Origin of the sequence: Paenirhizobium cremeum, assembly GCF_047553425.1 — a bacterium.
Lineage (GTDB): Bacteria > Pseudomonadota > Alphaproteobacteria > Rhizobiales > Rhizobiaceae > Allorhizobium > Allorhizobium cremeum.
Window position 1 is genome coordinate 419,669 of record NZ_CP180217.1, and the last position, 21,327, is coordinate 440,995.

25 protein-coding genes are annotated in these 21,327 nt (G+C 60.0%); 15 read left to right on the forward strand and 10 right to left on the reverse strand.

Features of this window, described 5'->3' with window-relative positions; translation table 11 throughout:
- Nucleotides 1-568: 568 nt before the first annotated feature.
- The 6 genes from ACLBKR_RS01985 (at nucleotide 569) to ACLBKR_RS02010 (ending at nucleotide 6,526) form a co-directional block, all read left to right on the forward strand.
- Nucleotides 569-1,561 (forward strand): UDP-glucuronic acid decarboxylase family protein, encoded by a 993-nt coding sequence (locus tag ACLBKR_RS01985; protein WP_244713322.1) that lies wholly within the window; start codon nucleotides 569-571, stop codon nucleotides 1,559-1,561.
- Between the two features lies 1 nt (nucleotide 1,562).
- Nucleotides 1,563-2,546 (forward strand): UDP-glucose 4-epimerase GalE, encoded by a 984-nt coding sequence (galE, locus tag ACLBKR_RS01990; RefSeq protein ID WP_113485879.1) that lies wholly within the window; start codon nucleotides 1,563-1,565, stop codon nucleotides 2,544-2,546.
- The gene (locus ACLBKR_RS01995) at nucleotides 2,543-4,420 is read left to right on the forward strand and encodes a glycosyltransferase family 2 protein (RefSeq protein WP_113485881.1); all 1,878 of its coding nucleotides are present in this window, start codon (nucleotides 2,543-2,545) and stop codon (nucleotides 4,418-4,420) included. The genes galE and ACLBKR_RS01995 overlap by 4 nt, the downstream gene beginning before the upstream one ends.
- Nucleotides 4,421-4,466: 46 nt before the next feature.
- A complete protein-coding gene (locus tag ACLBKR_RS02000; protein WP_112828353.1) occupies nucleotides 4,467-4,970 on the forward strand; it encodes a DUF995 domain-containing protein in 504 nt (167 codons plus the stop codon).
- A gap of 18 nt (nucleotides 4,971-4,988) precedes the next feature.
- Entirely contained in the window at nucleotides 4,989-5,948 is a 960-nt protein-coding gene (locus ACLBKR_RS02005) for a glycoside hydrolase family 26 protein (protein ID WP_414900422.1), read from the forward strand.
- A gap of 428 nt (nucleotides 5,949-6,376) precedes the next feature.
- Nucleotides 6,377-6,526 (forward strand): hypothetical protein, encoded by a 150-nt coding sequence (locus ACLBKR_RS02010; protein WP_162759034.1) that lies wholly within the window; start codon nucleotides 6,377-6,379, stop codon nucleotides 6,524-6,526.
- A 118-nt stretch (nucleotides 6,527-6,644) separates the two neighbouring features.
- On the opposite strand, the gene ACLBKR_RS02015 is transcribed toward ACLBKR_RS02010, so the two are convergent.
- Both ACLBKR_RS02015 and ACLBKR_RS02020 read right to left on the reverse strand, forming a co-directional pair.
- The gene (locus tag ACLBKR_RS02015; RefSeq protein ID WP_414900424.1) at nucleotides 6,645-8,006 is read right to left on the reverse strand and encodes a hypothetical protein; all 1,362 of its coding nucleotides are present in this window, start codon (nucleotides 8,004-8,006) and stop codon (nucleotides 6,645-6,647) included.
- Nucleotides 8,007-8,051: 45 nt separating this feature from the next.
- Nucleotides 8,052-9,665 carry an AAA family ATPase gene (locus ACLBKR_RS02020; RefSeq protein ID WP_414900426.1) on the reverse strand — a complete coding sequence of 538 codons (1,614 nt, stop codon included), beginning with the start codon at nucleotides 9,663-9,665 and terminating at the stop codon, nucleotides 8,052-8,054.
- 214 nt (nucleotides 9,666-9,879) lie between these two features.
- On the opposite strand from ACLBKR_RS02020, the gene ACLBKR_RS02025 reads away from it, so the two are divergent.
- The 9 genes from ACLBKR_RS02025 to ACLBKR_RS02065 all read left to right on the forward strand — a co-directional run bounded on the left by ACLBKR_RS02025 (nucleotide 9,880) and on the right by ACLBKR_RS02065 (nucleotide 16,244).
- On the forward strand, nucleotides 9,880-11,625 hold the full coding sequence (locus ACLBKR_RS02025; RefSeq protein WP_414900428.1) for a hypothetical protein: 1,746 nt from the start codon (nucleotides 9,880-9,882) through the stop codon (nucleotides 11,623-11,625).
- A gap of 214 nt (nucleotides 11,626-11,839) precedes the next feature.
- Nucleotides 11,840-12,085, forward strand: coding sequence for a hypothetical protein (locus ACLBKR_RS02030; protein WP_414900430.1), 246 nt, complete (start codon nucleotides 11,840-11,842; stop codon nucleotides 12,083-12,085).
- Nucleotides 12,085-13,374 (forward strand): hypothetical protein, encoded by a 1,290-nt coding sequence (locus ACLBKR_RS02035; RefSeq protein ID WP_414900432.1) that lies wholly within the window; start codon nucleotides 12,085-12,087, stop codon nucleotides 13,372-13,374. The genes ACLBKR_RS02030 and ACLBKR_RS02035 overlap by 1 nt, the downstream gene beginning before the upstream one ends.
- A gap of 102 nt (nucleotides 13,375-13,476) precedes the next feature.
- Nucleotides 13,477-14,043, forward strand: coding sequence for a helix-turn-helix domain-containing protein (locus ACLBKR_RS02040; protein WP_414900434.1), 567 nt, complete (start codon nucleotides 13,477-13,479; stop codon nucleotides 14,041-14,043).
- A gap of 281 nt (nucleotides 14,044-14,324) precedes the next feature.
- Nucleotides 14,325-14,537 carry a hypothetical protein gene (locus ACLBKR_RS02045; RefSeq protein ID WP_414900436.1) on the forward strand — a complete coding sequence of 71 codons (213 nt, stop codon included), beginning with the start codon at nucleotides 14,325-14,327 and terminating at the stop codon, nucleotides 14,535-14,537.
- Nucleotides 14,530-15,132, forward strand: a complete 603-nt coding sequence (locus ACLBKR_RS02050) for a hypothetical protein (RefSeq protein WP_414900438.1) — start codon at nucleotides 14,530-14,532, stop codon at nucleotides 15,130-15,132. Before ACLBKR_RS02045 ends, ACLBKR_RS02050 begins: the two co-directional genes overlap by 8 nt.
- Nucleotides 15,129-15,398 (forward strand): hypothetical protein, encoded by a 270-nt coding sequence (locus tag ACLBKR_RS02055; RefSeq protein WP_414900439.1) that lies wholly within the window; start codon nucleotides 15,129-15,131, stop codon nucleotides 15,396-15,398. Before ACLBKR_RS02050 ends, ACLBKR_RS02055 begins: the two co-directional genes overlap by 4 nt.
- A complete protein-coding gene (locus ACLBKR_RS02060; protein ID WP_414900441.1) occupies nucleotides 15,391-15,825 on the forward strand; it encodes a hypothetical protein in 435 nt (144 codons plus the stop codon). Before ACLBKR_RS02055 ends, ACLBKR_RS02060 begins: the two co-directional genes overlap by 8 nt.
- Nucleotides 15,822-16,244: an Ig domain-containing protein gene (locus tag ACLBKR_RS02065; RefSeq protein WP_414900443.1), complete on the forward strand. Its 423-nt coding sequence runs from the start codon at nucleotides 15,822-15,824 to the stop codon at nucleotides 16,242-16,244. The genes ACLBKR_RS02060 and ACLBKR_RS02065 overlap by 4 nt, the downstream gene beginning before the upstream one ends.
- 91 nt (nucleotides 16,245-16,335) lie before the next feature.
- Here the strand turns inward: ACLBKR_RS02065 and ACLBKR_RS02070 are convergent, their stop codons facing one another.
- The 8 genes from ACLBKR_RS02070 to ACLBKR_RS02105 all read right to left on the reverse strand — a co-directional run bounded on the left by ACLBKR_RS02070 (nucleotide 16,336) and on the right by ACLBKR_RS02105 (nucleotide 21,325).
- Nucleotides 16,336-16,584: a hypothetical protein gene (locus ACLBKR_RS02070; protein WP_414900445.1), complete on the reverse strand. Its 249-nt coding sequence runs from the start codon at nucleotides 16,582-16,584 to the stop codon at nucleotides 16,336-16,338.
- Complete coding sequence (locus ACLBKR_RS02075) at nucleotides 16,581-16,823, reverse strand: hypothetical protein (protein WP_414900447.1); 243 nt, start codon at nucleotides 16,821-16,823, stop codon at nucleotides 16,581-16,583. Before ACLBKR_RS02075 ends, ACLBKR_RS02070 begins: the two co-directional genes overlap by 4 nt.
- Before the next feature lie 18 nt (nucleotides 16,824-16,841).
- Entirely contained in the window at nucleotides 16,842-17,081 is a 240-nt protein-coding gene (locus ACLBKR_RS02080; RefSeq protein WP_414900449.1) for a hypothetical protein, read from the reverse strand.
- Between the two features lie 9 nt (nucleotides 17,082-17,090).
- Nucleotides 17,091-17,342, reverse strand: coding sequence for a hypothetical protein (locus tag ACLBKR_RS02085; protein WP_414900451.1), 252 nt, complete (start codon nucleotides 17,340-17,342; stop codon nucleotides 17,091-17,093).
- Between the two features lie 257 nt (nucleotides 17,343-17,599).
- Nucleotides 17,600-17,836 carry a hypothetical protein gene (locus ACLBKR_RS02090; RefSeq protein WP_414900453.1) on the reverse strand — a complete coding sequence of 79 codons (237 nt, stop codon included), beginning with the start codon at nucleotides 17,834-17,836 and terminating at the stop codon, nucleotides 17,600-17,602.
- Between the two features lie 538 nt (nucleotides 17,837-18,374).
- On the reverse strand, nucleotides 18,375-20,111 hold the full coding sequence (locus tag ACLBKR_RS02095; RefSeq protein ID WP_414900455.1) for a DUF6538 domain-containing protein: 1,737 nt from the start codon (nucleotides 20,109-20,111) through the stop codon (nucleotides 18,375-18,377).
- A 399-nt stretch (nucleotides 20,112-20,510) separates the two neighbouring features.
- A complete protein-coding gene (locus ACLBKR_RS02100; protein WP_414900457.1) occupies nucleotides 20,511-20,654 on the reverse strand; it encodes a hypothetical protein in 144 nt (47 codons plus the stop codon).
- Between the two features lie 11 nt (nucleotides 20,655-20,665).
- Nucleotides 20,666-21,325, reverse strand: coding sequence for a hypothetical protein (locus ACLBKR_RS02105; protein ID WP_414900459.1), 660 nt, complete (start codon nucleotides 21,323-21,325; stop codon nucleotides 20,666-20,668).
- Nucleotides 21,326-21,327 lie beyond the last annotated feature (2 nt).

Consider the following 21,327-nt stretch of genomic DNA (forward strand, 5'->3'; position numbering starts at 1 on the left):
GGCCTGTTGTTTCCTGGGCGTGGATTGGCTTGTCGCCATTTCTTCATCTGAGACGGAGCACGACGCGAGCGATGCTGCGCCGAGCGCAACTGCGGCCAACGCGCTTAATCTGAGCATCGCGCCCAGCCCTTTGCTGGCTGCCCTTGTGTGGTATCGCACGAGATCTCTCCGCCGCCGGTTGCTCTCCGACACAATCTGACTGATTCGAGCGCATTTTGACAGAGGTGTATTAGCGATTTCTGTTGATGCGGCAGGTGCTGCGCGTAGGGAAGGGGGCCTGCCATCAAATGATTAATGAATTGTAACTACAAAGTATTACTCATAATCAAATCGGAATTTACCAAAAAAAATCATTGACCTAAATAGAAATCGAGAGCGTACTTATATTTACGCAAGCTTAATTTAAAAGTCTTCTCCAAAAGAAAGATGTTCTGTTTTGATACAGATGTAATAAGACTTGCGGTGTATGGTTTTCGTAGTGTCGCGTTCGGGGTCTTTATTCATGGCTCCGAGGCAGGGGGTATGTGTAATGCGTAAACTCTTCTCTGATGGTTCTCCGGCGCTTGACATGGCGTCCGGACCTTTTCCCCGAACAGTTCTCGTCAATGGCGGTGCCGGGTTCCTCGGATCGCACCTGTGCGAGCGGCTGCTCCAGGCGGGCCACAGCGTCGTCTGTTGCGACGATTTTTCGACGGGGCGGCGGGAAAACATCCGTCATCTCCTGTCGAATCCGCGTTTCCGCGTGATGGAGCACGATGTCCGCGAGCCCTACGATGTCGCGGCTTCCCTGATCTTCAACTTCGCCTCGCCGGCCTCTCCGCCGGACTATCAGCGCGATCCCGTTGGCACTTTGCTGACGGGCGTGCTCGGTGCGCTGAATGCACTGGATCTCGCGCGCCGCAATCGGGCGACGGTGGTGCAGTCCTCGACATCCGAGGTCTATGGCGATCCGCTCCAACACCCGCAGCAGGAAAGCTATTGCGGCAACGTCAACCCGATCGGGCCGCGGGGATGTTATGACGAGGGCAAACGTTGCGCCGAAACGCTGTTCTTCGACTATCACCGCAAGTACGGCGTCGATATCAAGGTCGGCCGCATCTTCAATACCTATGGCCCGCGCATGCGCCTGGATGACGGGCGCGTTGTCTCGAACTTCATCGTTCAGGCGTTGCAGAACCAGGACATGACGATTTACGGCGACGGTCGCCAGACCCGCTCGCTCTGCTACGTCGACGACCTGATCGAGGCTTTCATGCGCTTCTCCGGCGCCGGAAGCGATTGCATCGGGCCTATCAATCTCGGCAACCCGGTCGAGATCCCGGTTCTCCAGCTCGCCGAGCTGATCCGCGATCTGACCAATTCCCGGTCGCGCATCGTGCATCTTGCCGCTGCTGTCGACGATCCGAAGCAGCGCCGCCCCGATATTTCACGGGCTGCGGAAGAACTCGGCTGGCGGCCGCGTGTGTCGTTGAGGGACGGACTGGAAAAGACCATCCGTTACTTCGATGCCGTGATCGGCCAAGCTGCAACGGAAGGACGCGAACCCGCGGAGGCATTGTGAGATGTCCCGCACCGTTCTCGTTACCGGAGGCGCCGGCTTCATCGGCAGCCATATCTGCAAGGCGCTTTCCCATTCGGGCTTCATCCCGGTGGCCTATGACAACCTTTCCACCGGACATGCGGATGCGGTCCGGTGGGGACCGCTGATCGAGGCCGATATCGCGGATGGCGGTGCCCTGCGGGCGGCCTTCGACCGCTTCGCGCCGGATTGCGTGATCCACTGCGCTGCCAATGCCTATGTCGGGGAATCCGTCGCCAATCCGCAAAAATACTACCGTAACAATGTGGTGGCGGGCCTCAGCCTGCTCGATGCCTGCCTTTCGGCAGGCATCGGCAGGATCGTCTTTTCCAGCAGCTGTGCGACCTACGGCATTCCCGAGCAACTGCCGATCCGCGAAGACAGCATGCAGGTGCCGGTTAATCCCTATGGGCGCACCAAGCTGATGTTCGAGATGGCTCTTGAGGATTACGCCGAAGCCTATGGGCTGAACTTCGTCGCGTTGCGCTATTTCAACGCCGCGGGCGCCGATCCGGACGGAGAACTCGCCGAACGCCATGAGCCGGAGACGCATCTTATCCCGCGGGCCCTGCTGGCGGCCGCCGGACGGCTCGACCGGCTGGAGATATTCGGCCAGGACTATCCGACCGACGACGGCACCTGCATTCGTGACTATATCCACGTCAGCGATCTGGCCGATGCCCATGTGGCGGCGCTCCGGCATCTCGCGAACGGCGGCAGGACGCTGCGGCTGAACCTCGGTTCGGGCCAGGGCACCTCGATCGATGAAGTCCTGCAGGCGATCGGCCGCGTCACCGGCCGGCGCGTTCCCGTCACGTTCAAGCCACGGCGGCCCGGCGATCCGCCGGCATTGTTCGCGGATACCGCGAGCGCCCGTATCGCGCTCGGCTTCGTGCCGCGCCTTTCGGATATCGATACGATCATCCGAACCGCCAGCCCCACCTTCGGCCTGGAGGTGGTTCGATGAGCGCGATCCCGAACATCGGCATGGCCGCCGACAGGCAGGATATCGGGGGCGAGGCGATGGAGCCGATTTTCTGCGGGAAAGCACGGCTTGCCTACCTTTTCGGCATGCTCTGCTGGTTCGGAGCGCTCGCCAATTTCTGGATCTGGTGGCTCGATCCGGCCCATGTCATCGGCTGGCTGTCATTTGTCCTCATCACGCTTGTCATGGCCTGGATATCGCTCGTCCCGGCCTATTTCATCCTGATCTTCTTCAATGCCAGGCGCATGCGGCGCTCCGTGCCTCTGCCGAACGGTCGTGTTGCCATGGTCGTCACCAAGGCTCCGTCCGAGCCGTTCGAGGTCGTTTGCAGGACGCTGTCCGCCATGCTGTCGCAACGCGGTCTCGATTTCGACGTCTGGCTGGCTGACGAGGACCCCGACGAAGAGACCAGGCGCTGGTGCGCCGAGCGCGGGATCTTTATCTCCACCCGCAAGGGCATTGCCGAATACCACCGTACCGAATGGCCGCGCCGGACGCGCTGCAAGGAAGGCAATCTCGCCTATTTCTACGATCGTTACGGCTATGACCGCTATGATTTCGTCGCACAATTCGATGCCGATCATGTGCCCGATCCGGATTATCTGCAGGAGGTGATCCGTCCCTTCTCGGACCCGTCGGTCGGTTACGTGTCCGCGCCGAGCATCTGCGATGCCAATGCCAAATCGAGCTGGGCGGCACGCGGACGGCTCTATGCCGAGGCGAGCCTGCATGGCGCCTTGCAGGCCGGCTACAACAATGGCTGGGCGCCGCTCTGCATCGGGTCGCATTATGCGGTTCGCACCAGGGCATTGCGCGAGATCGGCGGTCTCGGCCCCGAGCTTGCCGAGGACCATTCGACCACGCTGATGATGAATGCCGGCGGCTGGCGCGGCGTGCATGCGCTCGACGCGATCGCCCATGGAGACGGACCGGAAACCTTCGCCGATCTCTGCGTGCAGGAGTTTCAATGGTCGCGCAGCCTCACGACGATCCTGCTCCAGTATTCCGCGCCGCTGGTCAGCCAACTGCCGCCGCGGCTGAAGTTCCAGTTCATCTTCTCGCAGCTCTGGTATCCGCTCTTCTCCGGCTTCATGGCGCTGATGTTTGCCATGCCGCTGGTGGCTCTTGTGACGGGCAAGGTCTTCGTCAATGTCAGCTATCCGGATTTTCTTCTTCATTTTGCACCCGTGTCCCTGGTGCTGATCGGCCTTGCCATCTTCTGGAGGCGAAGCGGCACCTATCGCCCCCATGATGCCAAGCTGTTCGGCTGGGAAGGTATCGTTTTCATCCTGTTGCGCTGGCCGTGGTCGCTTGCCGGAACATTGCTCGCCATTCGCGACTGCATCACCCGCAGCTTCGTCGATTTCCGCATCACGCCCAAGGGCAAGCAGGACGTGCGGCTTCTGCCGGTTCGCATCCTTGCGCCTTACGCCGTGCTGGCCGGCTTTTCGGCGGCCGCCATGGCGTTTGCGCCGGCAGATGGCGCCGCGCGAGGTTTCTACATCTTCGTCTGCATCAATGCCGCGGTCTATGCGATGGCCGCCGCCCTGATCGTCATGCGTCATGCGGCCGAAAACGGCTTGCGTGCGGTCTCCCGCTCCGGCGGCGTGGGTTTTGCGATGGTCGGTTGCGTACTGGCGGTCGGTGTCAGCGGCGCCGAACTCCGTCGAAACGGCCTCGGCTCGCTGGAGGCGCTGGCTCACGGCCAGAATGTTCTGACCGTCACCAAGACCCAGTTCACGGTCGCCGGCGCCGGTTTCGGCGGCAAGACGAAGACGGTGAAATTCCATCTGCGCTGGAACGGCCTGGGGGCCGCTCCGCCGGAAACCATCGGTGAAATTGAACCCAAGGCGTAGCGCTGGGCCGGACTGTCCACGCGCATCTGTAGAAAGGGAGGGTACAATGAAGAAAAAACTGAGGAACGGTGGCATCGCATGCCTGGCGCTCACCCTGTTCTTGCCGGTCGCCGCTTTCGCCGCCAGCGGCGTATCGCAGAAGAAGGTGGAACCGCTGAGCGCGGCCGAACTGACGGCGATCTACAGCGGCAAGACCTGGGTCTGGGGCACGGGCGGCGGCCGGTTCAATACCAAGGGACACCGCTTCGTCGCCTATACCAACGAGAAGGGCAAGCCTTCCCTGGGTGAGGGCAGGTGGGCCGTCGACAACAACGGCAAGCTCTGCATCTTCGCCAAATGGACCGCAAGCGACGGCGCCGGCCGGGCGGCCACCTGTTTCGGCCACGCCAAGGTTGGCGACAAGGTCTACCAGCGCCGCCATCCGTTCGGTCACTGGTATGTATTCCGGCACGCGCCGCAACAAACCGGAGACGAGTTCCGCAGGCTGATTGCCGCCGACACGATCAGCAGCCGCGCGCTCGATCTCAAGAAGAACCTGGCGGCAAACTGAAAAGGAAGGAGGACTGCGATGAAAAAGATCAAGAGAAGAACGCTTCTGACAACGGCGGTTACGTCGCTGGTCGTCGTCGGTTCCTATCCCCTGACACGGGCGCAGGGCCTGGGAGGTCTCGTCAATACGACCGCCCAGACGATCCGCGACAAGCGGCCGATTGTCCACGAAGGGGGCATCAGGTTCGGAGCCTACGATCCGCACGGGGATTTTTCGAGCCAGAAGAACGCATCGACCGAAGGCCTCTTCCTGCCGTGGGAAGACGTCGATCTCGACTCGCTGAAGCTTGCCGATACCTATGCGCTGGAGCGAAACCGCAACCTGCTCATCACCATCGAGCCCTGGTCATGGGACGTGGGCTGGCGGCTCACCTCGGATCAGTTGCGGCAAAAGGTGATGCGCGGCGACTACGACGTCAACATGCGGACCATCTCCGCGCTGATCGGCCAGATGAAGAGCCCGGTCATCGTGCGCTGGGCTCAGGAAATGGAAGATACTTCGGGGCGCTTTTCATGGGCCGGGTGGGCGCCGCAGGATTACATCACCGCTTACCGGCGGATGATGGACATCCTGCGGCAGGAGGCCCCGAAGGCGGAACGCATGTGGTCGCCGAAGGGATTGCCGAACCTCACGGCCTACTATCCCGGCGACGGCTATGTCGACCAGGTGGGCCTCTCGGTCTTCGGTCTCGAGGGATATGACGAACGCGCCTATGGCGCGCCGCGCAATTTCCCCGAGAGCCTGAAGCAGGGCTACGATCTGGTCGAGGGCTACGGCAAGCCGGTCTGGGTCGCGGAATTCGGCTACGAGGGCAGCGACGGCTATATCACCCCCTGGATGCAGGAGGCGACGCTGAAACGGGACGAATTCCCCAGCCTCGTCGAGGTCGTCTACTTCAACGACCGCGACGTGCACGCATGGCCCTTCAACCTCGGCCGCCCCGACTGGCGGGTGGTCCGGGGCGAGGCGACCAACTGACCGGAAAGATCTTCTGCTTGCTGTCGGGGGGAGACGGGGCAGTGCGCAAGGCCGGAGCAACCCGAGCGGTTGTTCCGGCCTTTCCGCGCTCGGCGCATCAACGTCCTGAGGCAAACCGTTCACCAGCGACCGTATCGCCAAAAGCCGGTCGCATAACCTTTGCGGCCACATCAAGCCTGCCGACCGGTGGCTCTAAACTCTGGAAAACACCTGGAGCATCAGGCAGTCAGTGGCGCTGTGATCTGACGCACAGCGTCGCGCTTAAACTCCCCACTGAAATTCAGTTTGCTCATGATGCTCCTCTTGCCTCAAGATCAGGAAGAAGGCGTTTACAAATCTTGGAGGATATTCATTAGATGCGAACAGTGAAGGCTCAGTGAAAGCCGGCTGCCCGGTCGGCATTGCCCGAAGGCGCTTGGGACGCGGGCATGCCAATAGAAGATATTGCCGCGGCGGGTGAGATTCTCGACGTCGTGGCGGACCGCGAAGAGATTGTTGCACTTCTGGGCATCAGGTCGCCAATGATGCCAAAACGATATCCGGCACGACTGGAAAATCAAGGAATTAAGGGCATTTAGGGAGAATTGGCTGGGGAACCTGGAGCCGGACGGACGATCCTAAAACCCGTTTACTTTCAATTGATTACTCAATGTCGCGTCAACAATGTGGGGGTAGTTTGTGGGGGTGTCAACAATTCTATGAACGCATCTGCAACGGATCGTCTGAAGATGTGTTCGCCGCAGCCCAATCGATGCACATAATCAGGCAAAGGCGCGCAAGTTGCTCGGCCAGTGAACGAGTTGATGTCCAGTCGTGGCCAATCTTCATGTTAGTGCCGTGGACGGTTCTGCTCCTCCCTTCGCTGTAAATTTCATCGACCGCCTGCTTCATGGTGGGGCCGTCAACCCAGAGTGCTTTATCGTCTGTGATACCAACCCGTGCTGTGATGACCTCTCTAATGCCTCGGGCCTTTCCCCCGGATGCCAGCGCGTCCAGCGAAGATGAGAATTTCACGATCGCCATCAAGGCGACGGTCTCGCGACAACCTTCGTGGAACCACAGCAGAGCCTGAACCAACGTGTTCATGACGCGAGGCCGAGACACGTCTCCGGAAGGGCTGACTACGTACTCAAGCGCTTCGCCGATCGCCTGAAAATGATCTCGGCGTTCCTGAAGCTTCTGCTCCCATTCCCCAGACTTCAATCGCGGACCGTGAGGCATATGGCTCCAACTGGAGCCGGAGAGAACCGCCTTTCCCGGAACAAAGGATATAGTCTTCTGCCTACGGGGGCTCCGGTCGTAAAGCAGGTTCATCCCATGCAGAGCCTTTGAAGGGGTCTGCCACAGAAGGGCGATTCCCGTGATCGCCAGTCGAGCTGCCGTCAGCGCCTTGTCGCGTCCGGCCTCTGATCCCAATCCTACGGTTCGGATGCTCGATGCAAATGTTGACTCTGCGAAGGCCTGAAGAACATCGGCTTCGTCCATGCTGTCCTTAGAAGGTCGCCTCTTCCCGAGACGCTTTCCAGCCCAGGAATCCCTTACGCGACGCTGCGTCGTAGCGGAGATGTCGCCCTCTTCGGCTTTCCGGTGAAGCCAGGTTTCTCTGTCTTCGAACTTCACAGGCCCGATAGAGAATGGTTTCACGTCAGAATTGCCGAATAGCGTACAGCCGAAGACGTACTCCCGGGTGGCGTGGTGATCGACGTCCCTTTTGAGCGTTTCCTTCACCTTCGCAAGCACCTGATCAGCGTTCGCAGAAATATCATCGTCAAGGTCTATCTGAGCGAGAGCCGGTCCGAAGCTTTTACGCACCATGGCTCGCCATTCGGCTCTGGTAAACCTCGGCTGAAGCGAGGGATCGAGTGAGAGAAGTTCGTCAGCGACCTTGGCAATGTTTTCATCGATCTTGCCTGAGACGAACAAACCTTGCCCATTCCCTGCATCAATCATGCGCGGGAAAGGAAAAGCATCATCCCCGTCGCGCAATCGGCGAGGGTGTTCCTGAAGTTCGGTGAGCTCAGCAATTATTTTCTGAACGCGCGCCTGTACCGATTTCACTAGGCAGGCTCCTCCTCCTCGCTTCCATTGGCAACAGCAGATCGACTACGCGGCGTCGATGTCGGCTTTGAGGGTGCTAAACAGAGCCTGAAGCGCAGCGAGCGCCTCGGCATTATCCATCAAGAGCTTCCTGACCGCGTTCTCGTACTGCGTTCTTCCTTGGAACCCTAGGCGGACTGCGATCTCACGAAGAGCCGATGTTTCGCGCACCGGATATCTCGCGATGATGGTACCGAGATCACCGTCATCGCATGCTTGCGTCAGTCGCGCGACTTCCTCCGCGACAATTGTCGGCACGTCAATCGCGATGTCGATCGGTTTTGCCTGAGCAATGTCAGAACGTTTCGGCAGTCTGCTCATTAAGGTCTGCCGAATGGAAGCCTCGATCACCCGCTCAGAGAGGCGTTGAATATGTGGCCGTACTGCGTCTATGGCTGCCGCTTTTGCGGTTGCTAGCAGCTCACCAGCATCTGCGCCGGTCATTTCGTGCTGCCGGGCCGCAAGACGTTCCTGAACTTGAACATGGTAGTAGATGGATTCGACGGCATAGACTGGTACCGCGTAAACGCCTTTCGCCTTCAGTTCAGCAATCACAGCTTCGGACCGACGGTCATTGTCCACAATGCCAAACGCCCGCAACCAATGAAGATCATGCGCGTCGCGGATGCTCGATACGGCGTGTTCAACATCCCGACAGCTCGACTTCGGGATTACCGATACGTGAGGGAAAAGCAGGCTATAGAGTGGCTTATCAAGGCTGCTTTCGGTCCCCTCAACGAAAAGCAGCTTGCGGCGGCTGCCCAGTACATCCTGTTTCAACTGGTCATCAATGCCATCACTTGCTTCCAGCAGATCAGCATCCCAGTTCAACACATTCGAGTTCTGATACGTACAACCTCGGATCAGAAGTGTTCTCGCTTCCGGATTGTCCAAGGGCAACATCACATCGTGCGTGGAGATGACGAACGCGCAATCTGCCCGCTTTGAGAAGAGGAGCGTGAGCAGGGGCGATATGATGGAACGGTGAAGGTGGCGCTCGGGTTCATCGATGAACAGAATGGATTCGGGCTTGCACGTGAGGACGCTTGCAGCGATGAGAAGGGCGTTCCGCTCCCCGTCTGACAACTCGGCTATACTGTACTTCACGCCACCGTTTCGCGATGCCATCACTTGCTCAGATTCCTGAATGGATATCTCCACTGGGATGTTTGAAAGTCTGAGCAGTTCGTTGATAACCTTTATAGGAGCATCTTTTTTGGACAACTCCAGCGCAAGCTCCGTGTCCTTATCGTCGACGGCATCGGCAATTGATCGTGCCCGAATGTTTTGTGCGTCCACCAGATCGTATATGGCCACACTAGCCCGTGCGGCCGAATAGTCATCCTTCCACCTTGACTGAGGGTGCACATCAGCGTTGAGCATGTTGGTTTCGGTGCTCTTTTTGCTATGCGCGGACAGGGTGATGGCGTTTGACTCGAACCAAGTCTGTCGATGAGCGGAAATCCTGCGACCCATTGCCCGATGATTAGAATAGAAGCGCTGCAGCAGGCTGGATTTTCCGGTACCGTTCGCGCCGAGGATGTAGAGAACTTGGCCGAGATCGATAGTAAAGTTTAAAGGCTGCCCGGAGGTCGAGGGCACGGAAAGTTCAAACGGCATCTTGATCACATTCCCGAATCATAATGCCACGACTTTAGGATGCTTTTCGGATATTTGCACGCCTAAGCATTCCGATGGCTTGACCTCCGCGCGCCGACGATCGAGCATAGAAAAACCGCCATCACAGGGCTCGCAACCCTCCGGCGGTTTTCACAAGGTGTTCCATAATGCTGAACGACATTGTTGAGATTGTAAAGCCGCCGTTGACGACGGCTTGAGCCCGGGGCTCGGATATTTCCCATCCGAAGCCGAGCCGAACCATATCTTTCCAAACCAAATTGTTGACAACGCCCCGCGTGGCATAGGCCAACAGGTCGCCGCGCAGATTGAAGCGTTGGAAATGTCCACCGCCGCGCCCGCACGGCGGACGCACAACGACGTGCTGCGGTCGAACACTGGCTGGTTCACGGACGCTGTTTCATGGGCGAAGAGACGAGTGGCTTCCCAGACGCTGGAACAGCAAACCGCGCATCTCGCAGGGGCACTCGGTCGTGCCGGGATTAGCGTCACCCGGGAGGGCGACGTGACGCTCATCAGCGGGGTCACAGGGATCATCGAGCAACAGCCGGTATATCGAGCCGTTCGTATCCTGCCGACCGTCGCAGGACGCGACCGCCGCCCTATCCTGAACGATGCCAAGTTCTGGATGGGCAACCATCCGAACCGGAAATATTTCCGGTTCGCCGTCATGACGTGCCCGGAGCCCGTTCCGGTCGGGGGCGACTTGCGGGGCGCAATCCAGGGCTTGTCACGCCGCATCACAAGATGGGCATCGGCGGTCGGTGAATTCGGTGTCCATGTCCTCTATCGTGGGATTGAATTCACGAGGGACACGGCGGCGGAACGCGGGATGGAGGACCGGTATGATCCGGACACGATCCTGTACCATGTTCACGCGAACGTCGTGTACTGGCCAACGCGGAAGATGAAGGACGAGGAGTTTCAGAGGTTCCTCAAGTTCACACGCGAATCCGTTGGCGCTTGGTGGCGCGATAACGGCAAGGTCGAGCGGCTGGAAGAGGTTATCAAGTACTGCTGCAAGCCCGCCGACACCCTCGCGGCAGGCGATGATGAGTTGGTGTGGCTCTATCACGCCACGTCGAAGCTCAAGCTTTGCCAACCATTGGGCCTGTTTAAGGAGTGGCGAGCGGAGCTTGAAAAGGCGGGCGAGAAGACCGTCTGCGTCAACGTCGGTAGAGGTCAAGGCAAGCTGCTGCGCGTCAAGAAGATGCACCGAAACCAGACCGACGACAAACAGGCTGATGGCGAGGCCACGGAAGGCGAGGAAGGCACTTCCGACGATGTGCCCGAAGAGAAGCCGAAGCGCGAGGACCGCCCCGAGGATTCGGCTCCAGCCACGAACATTGTGCTTGGAATGACGCTGCCGCAGTGGCGGCATAGTCCATGGGCGGAACCGCTCATCATTGTGCAGCACTATGATCCGCTGAAGCTCTCCGACGAAGCCGGCGGCGATATCCGGGAATGGCAGCGGCAGGCGCGGGAGTGGTGGGACGAGTCCTTCGCACCGGAACCGGAAGAGGCACTGCGTGTAGCCCGCATGGCGATGGATGCGGCCATGTCGTCGGACGATATCAGGGAGGCTGCGGAAGCAGCTCCCTATATCGTACACACATGTAGCTCAACTGTCCGAACAGGACAGGCAGAGCACATAGAAGCCGACTATGACGACCTCGAAGACGACGAACGAGACATCCCTGACGGCCTTGCGGAGGTCGTGGCGATGTTCCCGGGAGGTCGCCGGGTCGACTACATCCCGTTCGAGTCGCCGGAACGTGAAAAGCGCGAGGCCGAACTGCGGGAAAGTCTCGCCCGGAAAGAGGCTTGGTGGGCGGAATGCCGTGTATCTGCCGCAGCCTGTGAGGTGGAGCGCGCCCGGCAGGCTGCGCGCTGGGCGGAATGGTGTGCGCGCAGTGCCGCCACTTGCCGCGCAGCGGCGTGACGACGGCAACAGTCGTCACCATGGCAACACTCCGGGTTGCCTCGTCGTCCTTCTGGACGGCGACAAGGCCCCCGCCAGGCGCCTCGCGGAAGTCCGGCGGAAGCCCCCTCGGAGAGCCGACGACTTGAGAGAATCGAAAGTCATTAGTCGGTCACTAAAGACTTGTTCCCGGCTCCGCCGGCGCTGACCATTTTCTCGAACAGGGAGGGTTGTCATGGCCTACGGTGATGTTGTTCCGGATTGCTTCGTTTTCTACCGGACTTGGCCGCCGCATTTTGTCGCTTACGAACAGGTCAAGCATGCGACTGTGGAGCATGTCGGGCGCAATCGTGTTCTCGTCCATCATCCACGCTCGGGGAACGCCGTTCGCAAATCCCTGACGGCGAAGCGGATCGAGATTGTTGCGCGGGATGGTCGCGATCTCGTCGCAGAATGGCGCGAAACGCCGGGGCGCGATTGATGAGCTTCCAGTTCATCCACATGACGGCGTACAGCCGCAAGGGCGATGGAAAGGGTCGTTCCGCGAGCTACGTGTTCAATGAAGCTCGACGCGATCCGGCGGCATCCGTCCATGTCGCGAATCCTGCCCCACCTGTCGTCGTGTTCGGTGTCGGCGTGGATGAAGTGGAGCGGCTACACGATGCCGCCGCCGATGCCGCGACGATGACTCCTAAGGACGGCAAACCGAGGAGGATTCAGAAGTCCCAGCACACGCTCATGACGGTCGTGGCGAGCCATCCGCTAAGTATGGAAGAGGTTCGCGGTGATCCGGACAAGCGGCGTGAGGCCGAGGAATGGGAGAAGCGGACGGTGGCATGGCTTCGTTCGGAATACGGCGACCAGCTTGTATCCGTGGTTCGGCACGAAGACGAATCCTACTATCATCTGCATGCCTACGTCTTGCCTGCCGACCCGGCCATGCGCGCGGCCGCACTGCATCCAGGGCAGGTGGCGAAGGCTGCCATCATGGCAGCCGGTCCTGCCAAAGGCGAAGACGTGAAGGCCGTGAACAAGCGCGGCGATCAGGCCTATAGGGCCGCGATGCGGGCATGGCAGGACTCATACCACGAGACCGTCGCTATTCCGTGTGGCCTGACGCGTCTAGGCCCACAACGTCGTCGCCTGACGCGCGCGGAATGGCAGGCGGAGCAGACGCAGGCCAAAGCCCTGAAGACGACGATCGAGCGCGCAAGAGAGGTCAAACGCAAGGGCGAGACCTTCGTTGCGACAACGAAGGAAGATGCCGCCAAGATCGCGGCGGAGGCGGCTGCGGCCAAGGCGGAAGCGGATCGCCAGCTTGTCGCCGCCAAGGTTGCCATGGAAGCTGCCATGGCGGCACAGGACAGGGCCGTTGCTGAACAGCGCAAAGCCCTGTCGATGATGGCCCGCGTTCGGCAGGAGGCCGCTCGTGTCCGGGAGGCGACGGCAAGGCTCCAGCGGCTGCCGGGCGCGCTGCGCAGCCTTTTCGACGGCTTCAAGCAATCGAAGGTCGCCGCCCGCATCCGCGCGGCCGTCGAGTCCGAAATGGAAGCTCTTCGACGTGCCGCAGCCGATGCCGCCGACCGGGCCAGCGCCGCCGATGCGGGACACAAGGAGGCGGAGGCGCGGGCGAAGAACTTGCGGGAGAACCTTGCAGAGACCGGGCGCGAACTGGCGACGGCCAGACGTGAGCTTGCCGCGCTCCGTCCACCGGAGCCGGAGGTGGAACGAGCACCGGGCATTTCGACGCCCGCATTGCGAAGGCGGTGATGTGCCGATTTCGGTGCTCCATCACATCTTTTACGATGAGTGTTTACAACACCTCAATGAGCTGGTAATATTTACATCGATTGGTATAAGGAACTCAATGTGATGAATGGTAATCAGCTTCGTGCGAAAATTTCCGGTTGGAATCTTTCTCAGACGGAATTCGCCCAGTGGCTCCAGGTTTCGCCTGGTGCGGTCACCCAATGGCTTGCAGAAACGCGGGCTATTCCAGGTCCGGTGATTGCTTTCATCAAGCTCTTTGAAAGCCTGCCGTCGTCTCTGCAAACCCTCCAACTATCTCAAGTGAAAGGACATTCAGATATGGAAGGCATGTACGTAATTGAATTCTCGGGTTCGGCTGGCGTTGGCGGCGCGACCCTCACCTTCAAGGATGGCAAGGTCTACGGCTTTGATCTCGGCGGCGGCATCTACGATGGCCACTACCGCGCAGGAGCGCAGCCGGGTACGACCGAAGTCGAAGTCGTCGTGAAGATGCCTGCGGGTAGCCCTTCCGTCATCCGCGGCATCGTCCAGCCCTTCGACTGGACTGTGATCGCGAAGGCAACCCTTCCGAACAACGTCACGAGTGCTCATGTTCAGGTCCAGACCAACATGGGCGAAACGCTCGCGGCGAAGTTCACGCGCATGCGTGGGCTGCCGCTCGCGGCCTAACGCTCGCCTCTGCAACGGCTGCACATCGACAGGCGGCGACCGTCGGGCTTCTGGCGGCGCTGCCCCTTTCTATTCCGGAAACCTCCGAAAATCCCGATTTGCCTAAAATTCGTGCGTCAGAGAAGGCCGCACGGTGCGTTCGGCGCGTCCGGACGTATTCGGACACGTCCGGTTTCGACGTCGAATCCTGCTCCCGGTAGTCGCGGCGCCCGCTCCGCGTTTGCGCCGGTCCTCGCCGCCCCGCATCCTGAAAGGGTGCACAAGGCAACGGAGGACCAGGCATGTCGGAAGTCAACGAGCGTATCGAGTACGTCTATCAGTCCGCGCTCTGGCTCGCCGAAGGCGTGCTGATCGATGCCTGCGAGAGCTGCTGGCCAGCGGAGCAGATTGCACAGGCTGCGCGGGAGTGGCATCGCATGCGGGAACTTCTGGCGATGTCCAAACGGTGGCGGGAAAAAGTCCGCCCGGGTGATGTCGAGGCCGCCGATGAATGACAAAAAGCGCCGTCGCCGGACATGTCTGGATGAGATGCGCCGCGCTCTGGCCGAACGCCAGCGGCAACGCCGGGGTGGCGATCCGGCGGGCAAGGTCTTGCTCCAACTGGTCACGCTGCTGTCGGGAGCGCTCGCGATGATCCCACCGATACCGATGCCGGCTTTCTCGTTTCCCTCCCGTCCGGTCCGGCAGCCCTCCTCGTCGATCGACGAGGACAGGGGACCGACCGCCTACGCCATGGAGCGCGGGATCGACCCCGCATGCTACGAGACCACAGGCCCAAGGCCGAAACCGCGTGCATCCTGGACGCGTTTGGTGCGAGACCTGAAGCGTCCCCGCGCCGCTGAAAAAGCGCGCGCAGAAATCGAATCCAGAGTGCCGCCGGCGGCGCTCGACTGGCTGCGCGAGGCGATCGATACCGGGGAATACTGGCAGCTCTACAAGATCGGGCGGCAAGGCTCGACGGATGCCGAAATCGCCGTCGCCGCGCTGGACGCATCCGACGCTTGGAAGGCCGAACGGCAGCACGCTGCGGCCCCGGTGACGGAGACTCCTGATGACAATCCGGAAGGCACGAAAGGACCGAGATCATGACCGACGAAATCACCAGTCCAACCCTCGCCGGCTTTCTCGATCGGGTCGGGTTGACCGCAGCCGCGCGTGAGCGGGTGATCGCCATCGATCGGGCGCTTGCCAGCGAACTTGAAAGCGACCACCCGGACACGGATGGCTGCGCGTCCCTCGTCTTGGAAGCGGCAGACCTCATCGCATATGGCGGGCCGCTCAGCTTCGACTGGTCCGGTTGGGGCGACGACGATCCAGCCGAGTACCCGGAAGAGGACGAGAGAGACAATGTATAATCTGGTCATCGGCGTGATCGCGGGCATCATCCTCGGCGTGCTATCGGTCGCCGGGGTCTGGTATGGTGGCGCGGTCTACGAGCGAGCGCGGCTCCGATCCGAGCTTGTCGCCGTTGTTGGACAGCAGCAGCAGATAGCGGCGGCGCTCGATCTCTACCAAACGGACGGCGGTCGCGTATCGTCTCTCGGCGATGATGGGGTCGCCCTCACTGGGCTCCTGGAATCCGGCCTTCTGAATGCACCCCCTCCAGGAACGTGGCGCATCCGGCGCGGCGGAGAGCAAGTCTGGAATCCATTGCGCATCCAGACTCCGGAGGCCTGTGCCTCGATCAACGGCTTCGCCGGCTTTCCGGAGGTCTGCCCGCCATGCGACAGCGAGACGCTGAAGACCTACCCGGCGTGTGAACTCCCGGAGGGCGAAGTATGAAGAAGACTGTCGCCGTCATCGCTGCGTTCGCGGCTCTCTGGCACGCCGATGCGTCGGCCGGGACGTACGTGCTGCGATCGTCGACGACGGGCGTGATCGTCGCTCCGGCTGTGGTGCCCCCAGAGGAGCCGATGAACCCGCAGCCGCCTGAGACCCCGGCGGGCTTCACGTTGTCCATAGGAGGGATGAAATCTGTAGCTGTCGGCGGCGCGCTCGATCTGCGTCCGGTCGTGTCCGGGGCATCCGGCTCGCTGTCGTATTCATTTTCCGGCAGGCTGCCGCTTGGGGCGACTTTCGACGTCGCGTCCGGCCGGATCGCCGGGAGGGCGCTGGTGGCGGGAAGCTATGAAGTCTGGGTCTCCGCGACGGATTCGAGCGGCGCGGAGGTAACAGCGGAGATTGTGATCGTCATTGCCTGAAATGCGAAATCGGGGCCGATCAGCCCCGATGTCCACTTTCTAATGCGTTTAAACGGCCCGTACAGCGCTTCTGGTGCTCCGGGTGGTGTCTTTACCCATCCGATTTCGGGATGTTGCCTGAGCTCATCTGGCGCTCTGTTTCCTGAATGGTTTCCCACACGCCCTGCAGGTCGGACCGGATCGTCATCAATCGCCGATCAAGGTTCTTGCCTCCCGGCCATCCCGCGACGCCCAGTCTTTCGAACCCTCGGGCAGCGTCGCGCAGCTCGTCCATGAGACGGTTATAGCGATAGTAGCTCAACGGGAACTGTTCTGTCGGGATGTTCGTGATGTCGGTCATGCTTTTCTCCATCGGCTGATCCGGTCGCTGTATTCGCGCCGGAGGTCATGGACCAGCGCAACGTTGCCCGAGTCGAGATAGTCCCAAGCATCGCGCTCCGACAACGTGGTGATGCCTTCCAGTGTGCCAAGCACAAGCCCCATCGCACACCGGACGGATGTCGCGCCGGGAATTTCTTCCGGCTTCTTGTCGCCGTCGAGAACGGCTTTGATCCGTTCGCGGACCTGATCTTCGAACATTGTCTTTCCTTCCTATCGTCAGTCTCTGGCTGCAATGAAGAGTTGGTATCCGGTGGCAGTCTCTTCGGCCTGCACGCTGTCGAGACAATCACCACATCGCCGCTCGACGAACTCTTCGAGTCCATCGAGTGTTGCGGGGCCGTGCTCTTCTTCGTGCCAGTCTCTAAGAGCCCTGACGATGATGCGAGGCACAATGCATGATCGGCATCGCTGGTCCACCGTGACGAGAACACTCTGTTGCTGTTCGGCTGTGGGCATGTCGCGTCCTCACTTCCGCGTGAATGGCGAGACGCTGAAGCTCACAACGTCCTTCGCGTCACGCATGAAGATCGAAACGTCATCCAGTCCCAGGATCAGACACCTGGCCTTCCGGTGAAGCGGCGTGTCGTACCCCAACCCGCTGACAAGAATATCCATCTCATCGACGTATTTGTCGTATGCCTCGCTGAACTTTTCGAACGTGGCGATGATCTTGCGGGCGGCGGCGCTCTCGGTGGTCTGCTGCTCTCGTTCCGTCATGTGGTTCTCCTGTAACCGTGTTGATGACGGCGACAGAAAATTCACACATTTAAAGAGGAGTCAATGCATTTATCTATCTGAAAACATTGAAGGATTCGACGCTGAATCCTTGCCGTAAACGGCCCCGCAAGGACTCGAAGACGCACAAGTAAGGACTCGATGACATCGAGTCCTTGGCAACGGATTTTGAATCCTTGTTCGGCAGGTAAGAGGCCGTTAACCACGTCACACGGTTTTGTGGTGTCAACATTGTGCTGTCACGCCGCGAGGTGATCCAGAGCGCGGACACCGAGGCGCTGCACGTCGCGAGCCAGTGCTTGGCCGGAACCGGGAACACGGGTGCGGCGGATGAGCTTCTGGGTGCCAGACTTCCGCTCACGGATGGAGATCGTGGCGACGTACCACAGGACTGCCCCTGTGGTATCCGTGTGCATCGTCTCGACGACGACGACATCGATAGCCAGCCCCTTGATGGTGGTTGTCTTCGTCTCCATCGAAAATCTCCTAACTTGTTGACAATGTTAGATTTATAGCAGATTTCGGGAGTCGAGCCCAGGCTTCCGGAAATCATTTCCGGGTCTAGTGATCGGATGGCGATCGAGGGGTTAACGGGGGCTAGGCAGGGGTTGACGTTCGACCGGGCGGCATAGGCTCTTGTCCCGCCTTGGCCAGAATGGGCATGGCGGTGCCCGTAGGGCATGAAGAGCCGCCCGGTTGGATGTCACCGAGCGAAAAGGTTCCGCGACTAATCGGGAAGCCCAGTCGCCGTAGGCGATCGGATCGAGACACGGGGCTCGATCCGAAGGGGTGGAGATTCGTCGTGGAAGAGAGCGAGGCTACCCCTCCGGATTAGGTGAACAATGAGCATATCGGAGCCGTCAGCATAGCGCCGCTGGAAGCGGGACGGCGGGAATTCGCGCATGCTTCGTCGGTTCCCGAGGCAGCCGCAGGAAGTCCAGCACAGCGCCGCCGTTCCGGCGGGGACTGGGATCGACTGCCTCCGTCGAGGCATCCAATGTGAAGGCGCGGGGGCTATCTCTGCCGTCGCCGGATGACCCGCCCGTTCTCATCGAGAAGGGGCGGTGTCAGCTTCCTCTTCTTCACGGTGATCTTCGAAGAGGGCGGAGGGGAATTGGTCGCCGCCGTTCTGAGGAACGCGATGTCAAGAGGTGGCTCGAACGCCTCGACCACCTCCCTGAGCTTGGCGATGCTGACGCTCTTGGTATAGGTTCGCCCCTCACTGCCTCCGCCCTCGTGACCCATGACCGCATCAATGTGGGAGTCCTTGAGGTCAGTGGATTCAAGGACAGTTCGGAATGTGTGCCGGAAGGAATGGAAGGTGGTTTTTTCGCCGACGCCCAAGCCAATCTTGAGCTTCGAAAAGATGCGACTGAATCCGGAACTGATGCTCTTGCCGAGCGGAAGTTCGGGAGAGAATAGGTGTTCAGCACCTCTGGCACGCTGCTGCTCCACGAAATCCATGAAGCCGTGCCGGATCAGCCATTTATGGACGGGAATGATGCGTGTCCCTGACTCCGTCTTGGGGTCCCATCCCTCGCGAGGAGCGATGTTGAAGCACGGTATGCCATCCTTTGTGATGATATCGATTCCAGGACGCAGACGGCATATCTCCTCCAATCTCATGCCGGAATGGAGAGAGAGGAGAGGTAGCCAGTGCAAGGCGCTGGAATCCGGCGCGTGACGGTACTCGCGGGATGTGAAGAGGCGCTGCAGGTCTTCGCGAGACCAGTCGTCTCGGGCAGTCTTCCTGGACTTGGTTCCGGGAAACGAATGTCCTGAAAAAGGTTGGGCGCTGACTGGAACATGCTTCTTGAAGACAAGCCATTTCCAGATCGACCTCATGCCGCTGAAGTGTCGCTTGGCGGTCTTCATCGTGACTAGCGGCAAGCTTTTGTTGGCACGGGCGCGGGCAAGCTCCTTTTTGGGAGACTCTATGGCTCCTTTCCCGTGAGTGGCAGGCAGTTGGAGATAGAGTTCCCTGAACTCGGCAGCCTTTTCGAAGTCGATCCGTCCCACTGGTAGGTCACCCATCAGGCCGATGAACAGTTCCACACTCTGCCGATATTGATCCGCGTCCTTGAGAGGCTTGTTGTGGTTGTATCCGGCAACGATGTCCTTCTGCCACGCGGAGATGAACGTGGAGAGCTTCGTCATGTTTGCGGCTGGTTCTGGCGGCGCTGCTGCGGCTACGGCCTGCACCGTGGCCGTTGCCACGGCTTCTTGTCCGAAGACGGCCTGCATGCGGCGATCGACATATTCGCGTAGTTGATCCTGAAGCGCTGCCGCCGTTCTTCGAAGACGTTCCCCGCTCCGAACGTCGAGATAGTCCGAGTGCTCCAGCGCGGCATGTGCCTCCATGCCTAGGTTTTGGGAGTAAGAGACGCCTTCGTCAGCGGCCATGTTGAGAAGCCTTTCCGGCAGGGATTCATGGTACGCCCGAAGCCCGCCGGGTGACATCTCGTCCACCACCTTGAGGCGTTGCCTCCATGGCGGTGTGTCCAGCCATATGCGAACGGCAACACGAATATCGTCATCTGTCAGAGGGAATTCATCGCCTTCCTCTTCTATCATCTGGAACAGCCTCTCCGTGGCAATGAATAGGTGCGCGGCTCGCGCCCGCGCTACCTTTCGCACAGTCGTCTTTAAGGACCGGTATATCTCGGTCTGACCGAGGCGAGCTTGAAGAGGGGCGGGCACACGCCGCCGGAAGAAGAAGGAATCGGCTTCGCGCCGGAGGAAGTTCGACATCGCCAAAAGCGCCCTTGTGGGGGTGCAGTGTGGGGGTATTCCCGGCACTGGCGACATTGAGCTAAGTTATTGAATTATAACATGGAAAGTGGCTGGGGAACCTGGATTCTCACATGATTTCAATGGCTTATTAAAATAGCCTTTGAATTCCCTATATTTTCCTGCCGCGAGCGACCGTGGATGCCGCCCTTGTGCCCTGGCTTTGGGCATCAGTCAATACGGGTGTGAAGCGGAAACAATTTCCGCTTTCGGGCTAAGTTCATCTTCCTGCGGTCGCCGCGCGGATGGCCGCTTCGCGCCTCCATCCCAGCCGTTCGAGCGATACTCGCCACATCCTGAAAGCCGACATTGCTTATGACATTCCTCAGAGATTAGGGCGACCAATTACGCACGCTTAAGTTAGCGGTAACCAGCCCGACCGCCAGGGATCATGTTGAGCCGCCTATCATCATCCCAATGGCCGCGCACCAGCGCTTCCTCCGCTTCATACAGCGCTTCCACGTCGGTGGTGACGGCCATCACCTTGTGATGGATGTAGGTCACCCGCTTAGCCTCTAGTTCCTCCCGCAGCCTGCGATGGAACAACAGGTTGCTGCCCTTGCGCATCGCGCGTCGTGCTCCGCCCAGCGGGTCTTCCAGCTCCGCGTCGTGATGCCGACGTAGAAGTAGCCATCGACGGGGTAGGAGTTGCCCTCTCCGAAGATATGCTGGTAGAGGACGAACGACTTCTTCGGCCAACCAAGCGGAGCGATGAGGAGGTTAGCAGGTGCCGAGAACAAGATGCTCGGTTCCGACACGTGCGCCGATGGCAGATTAATGTCGAACCTGCGCGCCGCGGCCATGAGCGCCAGGTCGGTCACCAGGTCGAGCCGGATCACGGGCGACAGTATGAGCTCCTCCGCTTGTCGAGGATTACCGGACCTATAATCACGCGCGCCGATCGAAACGTGCCGGTGTCCCGCACGCATGCGCTGTTGCGGCGCGACGAACTTCAAGCCATTGCGCATCATGACCATGTGGAAATCTGGGATGGCGTCGCCAGCTTTGATCCGGATCTCGCCACCTGGCTCTCGCGCGCTGTTAAGCCAGAACTTGCCATACTCCGTCTCGCACCAGTCACGCAGATGCCGTTGGACCTCTCCGCGCAGCTTATGCATCGGTGATGGGGTAAGATGCTCCCACCACGCTCTATCGATCGAAGCCGGTGGAGCCATCG

Bases quoted from the DNA above. Each gene is read 5' to 3' on its own strand.
- ACLBKR_RS01985 (WP_244713322.1), top strand. From the start codon at position 569: ATGGCGTCCGGACCTTTTCCCCGAACAGTTCTCGTCAATGGCGGTGCC.
- galE (WP_113485879.1), top strand. From the start codon at position 1,563: ATGTCCCGCACCGTTCTCGTTACCGGAGGCGCCGGCTTCATCGGCAGC.
- ACLBKR_RS01995 (WP_113485881.1), top strand. From the start codon at position 2,543: ATGAGCGCGATCCCGAACATCGGCATGGCCGCCGACAGGCAGGATATC.
- ACLBKR_RS02000 (WP_112828353.1), top strand. From the start codon at position 4,467: ATGAAGAAAAAACTGAGGAACGGTGGCATCGCATGCCTGGCGCTCACC.
- ACLBKR_RS02005 (WP_414900422.1), top strand. From the start codon at position 4,989: ATGAAAAAGATCAAGAGAAGAACGCTTCTGACAACGGCGGTTACGTCG.
- ACLBKR_RS02010 (WP_162759034.1), top strand. From the start codon at position 6,377: ATGCCAATAGAAGATATTGCCGCGGCGGGTGAGATTCTCGACGTCGTG.
- ACLBKR_RS02020 (WP_414900426.1), bottom strand. From the start codon at position 9,665: ATGCCGTTTGAACTTTCCGTGCCCTCGACCTCCGGGCAGCCTTTAAAC.
- ACLBKR_RS02030 (WP_414900430.1), top strand. From the start codon at position 11,840: ATGGCCTACGGTGATGTTGTTCCGGATTGCTTCGTTTTCTACCGGACT.
- ACLBKR_RS02035 (WP_414900432.1), top strand. From the start codon at position 12,085: ATGAGCTTCCAGTTCATCCACATGACGGCGTACAGCCGCAAGGGCGAT.
- ACLBKR_RS02040 (WP_414900434.1), top strand. From the start codon at position 13,477: ATGAATGGTAATCAGCTTCGTGCGAAAATTTCCGGTTGGAATCTTTCT.
- ACLBKR_RS02045 (WP_414900436.1), top strand. From the start codon at position 14,325: ATGTCGGAAGTCAACGAGCGTATCGAGTACGTCTATCAGTCCGCGCTC.
- ACLBKR_RS02050 (WP_414900438.1), top strand. From the start codon at position 14,530: ATGAATGACAAAAAGCGCCGTCGCCGGACATGTCTGGATGAGATGCGC.
- ACLBKR_RS02055 (WP_414900439.1), top strand. From the start codon at position 15,129: ATGACCGACGAAATCACCAGTCCAACCCTCGCCGGCTTTCTCGATCGG.
- ACLBKR_RS02060 (WP_414900441.1), top strand. From the start codon at position 15,391: ATGTATAATCTGGTCATCGGCGTGATCGCGGGCATCATCCTCGGCGTG.
- ACLBKR_RS02065 (WP_414900443.1), top strand. From the start codon at position 15,822: ATGAAGAAGACTGTCGCCGTCATCGCTGCGTTCGCGGCTCTCTGGCAC.
- ACLBKR_RS02070 (WP_414900445.1), bottom strand. From the start codon at position 16,584: ATGACCGACATCACGAACATCCCGACAGAACAGTTCCCGTTGAGCTAC.
- ACLBKR_RS02075 (WP_414900447.1), bottom strand. From the start codon at position 16,823: ATGTTCGAAGATCAGGTCCGCGAACGGATCAAAGCCGTTCTCGACGGC.
- ACLBKR_RS02080 (WP_414900449.1), bottom strand. From the start codon at position 17,081: ATGCCCACAGCCGAACAGCAACAGAGTGTTCTCGTCACGGTGGACCAG.
- ACLBKR_RS02085 (WP_414900451.1), bottom strand. From the start codon at position 17,342: ATGACGGAACGAGAGCAGCAGACCACCGAGAGCGCCGCCGCCCGCAAG.
- ACLBKR_RS02090 (WP_414900453.1), bottom strand. From the start codon at position 17,836: ATGGAGACGAAGACAACCACCATCAAGGGGCTGGCTATCGATGTCGTC.
- ACLBKR_RS02095 (WP_414900455.1), bottom strand. From the start codon at position 20,111: ATGTCGAACTTCCTCCGGCGCGAAGCCGATTCCTTCTTCTTCCGGCGG.
- ACLBKR_RS02105 (WP_414900459.1), bottom strand. From the start codon at position 21,325: ATGGCTCCACCGGCTTCGATCGATAGAGCGTGGTGGGAGCATCTTACC.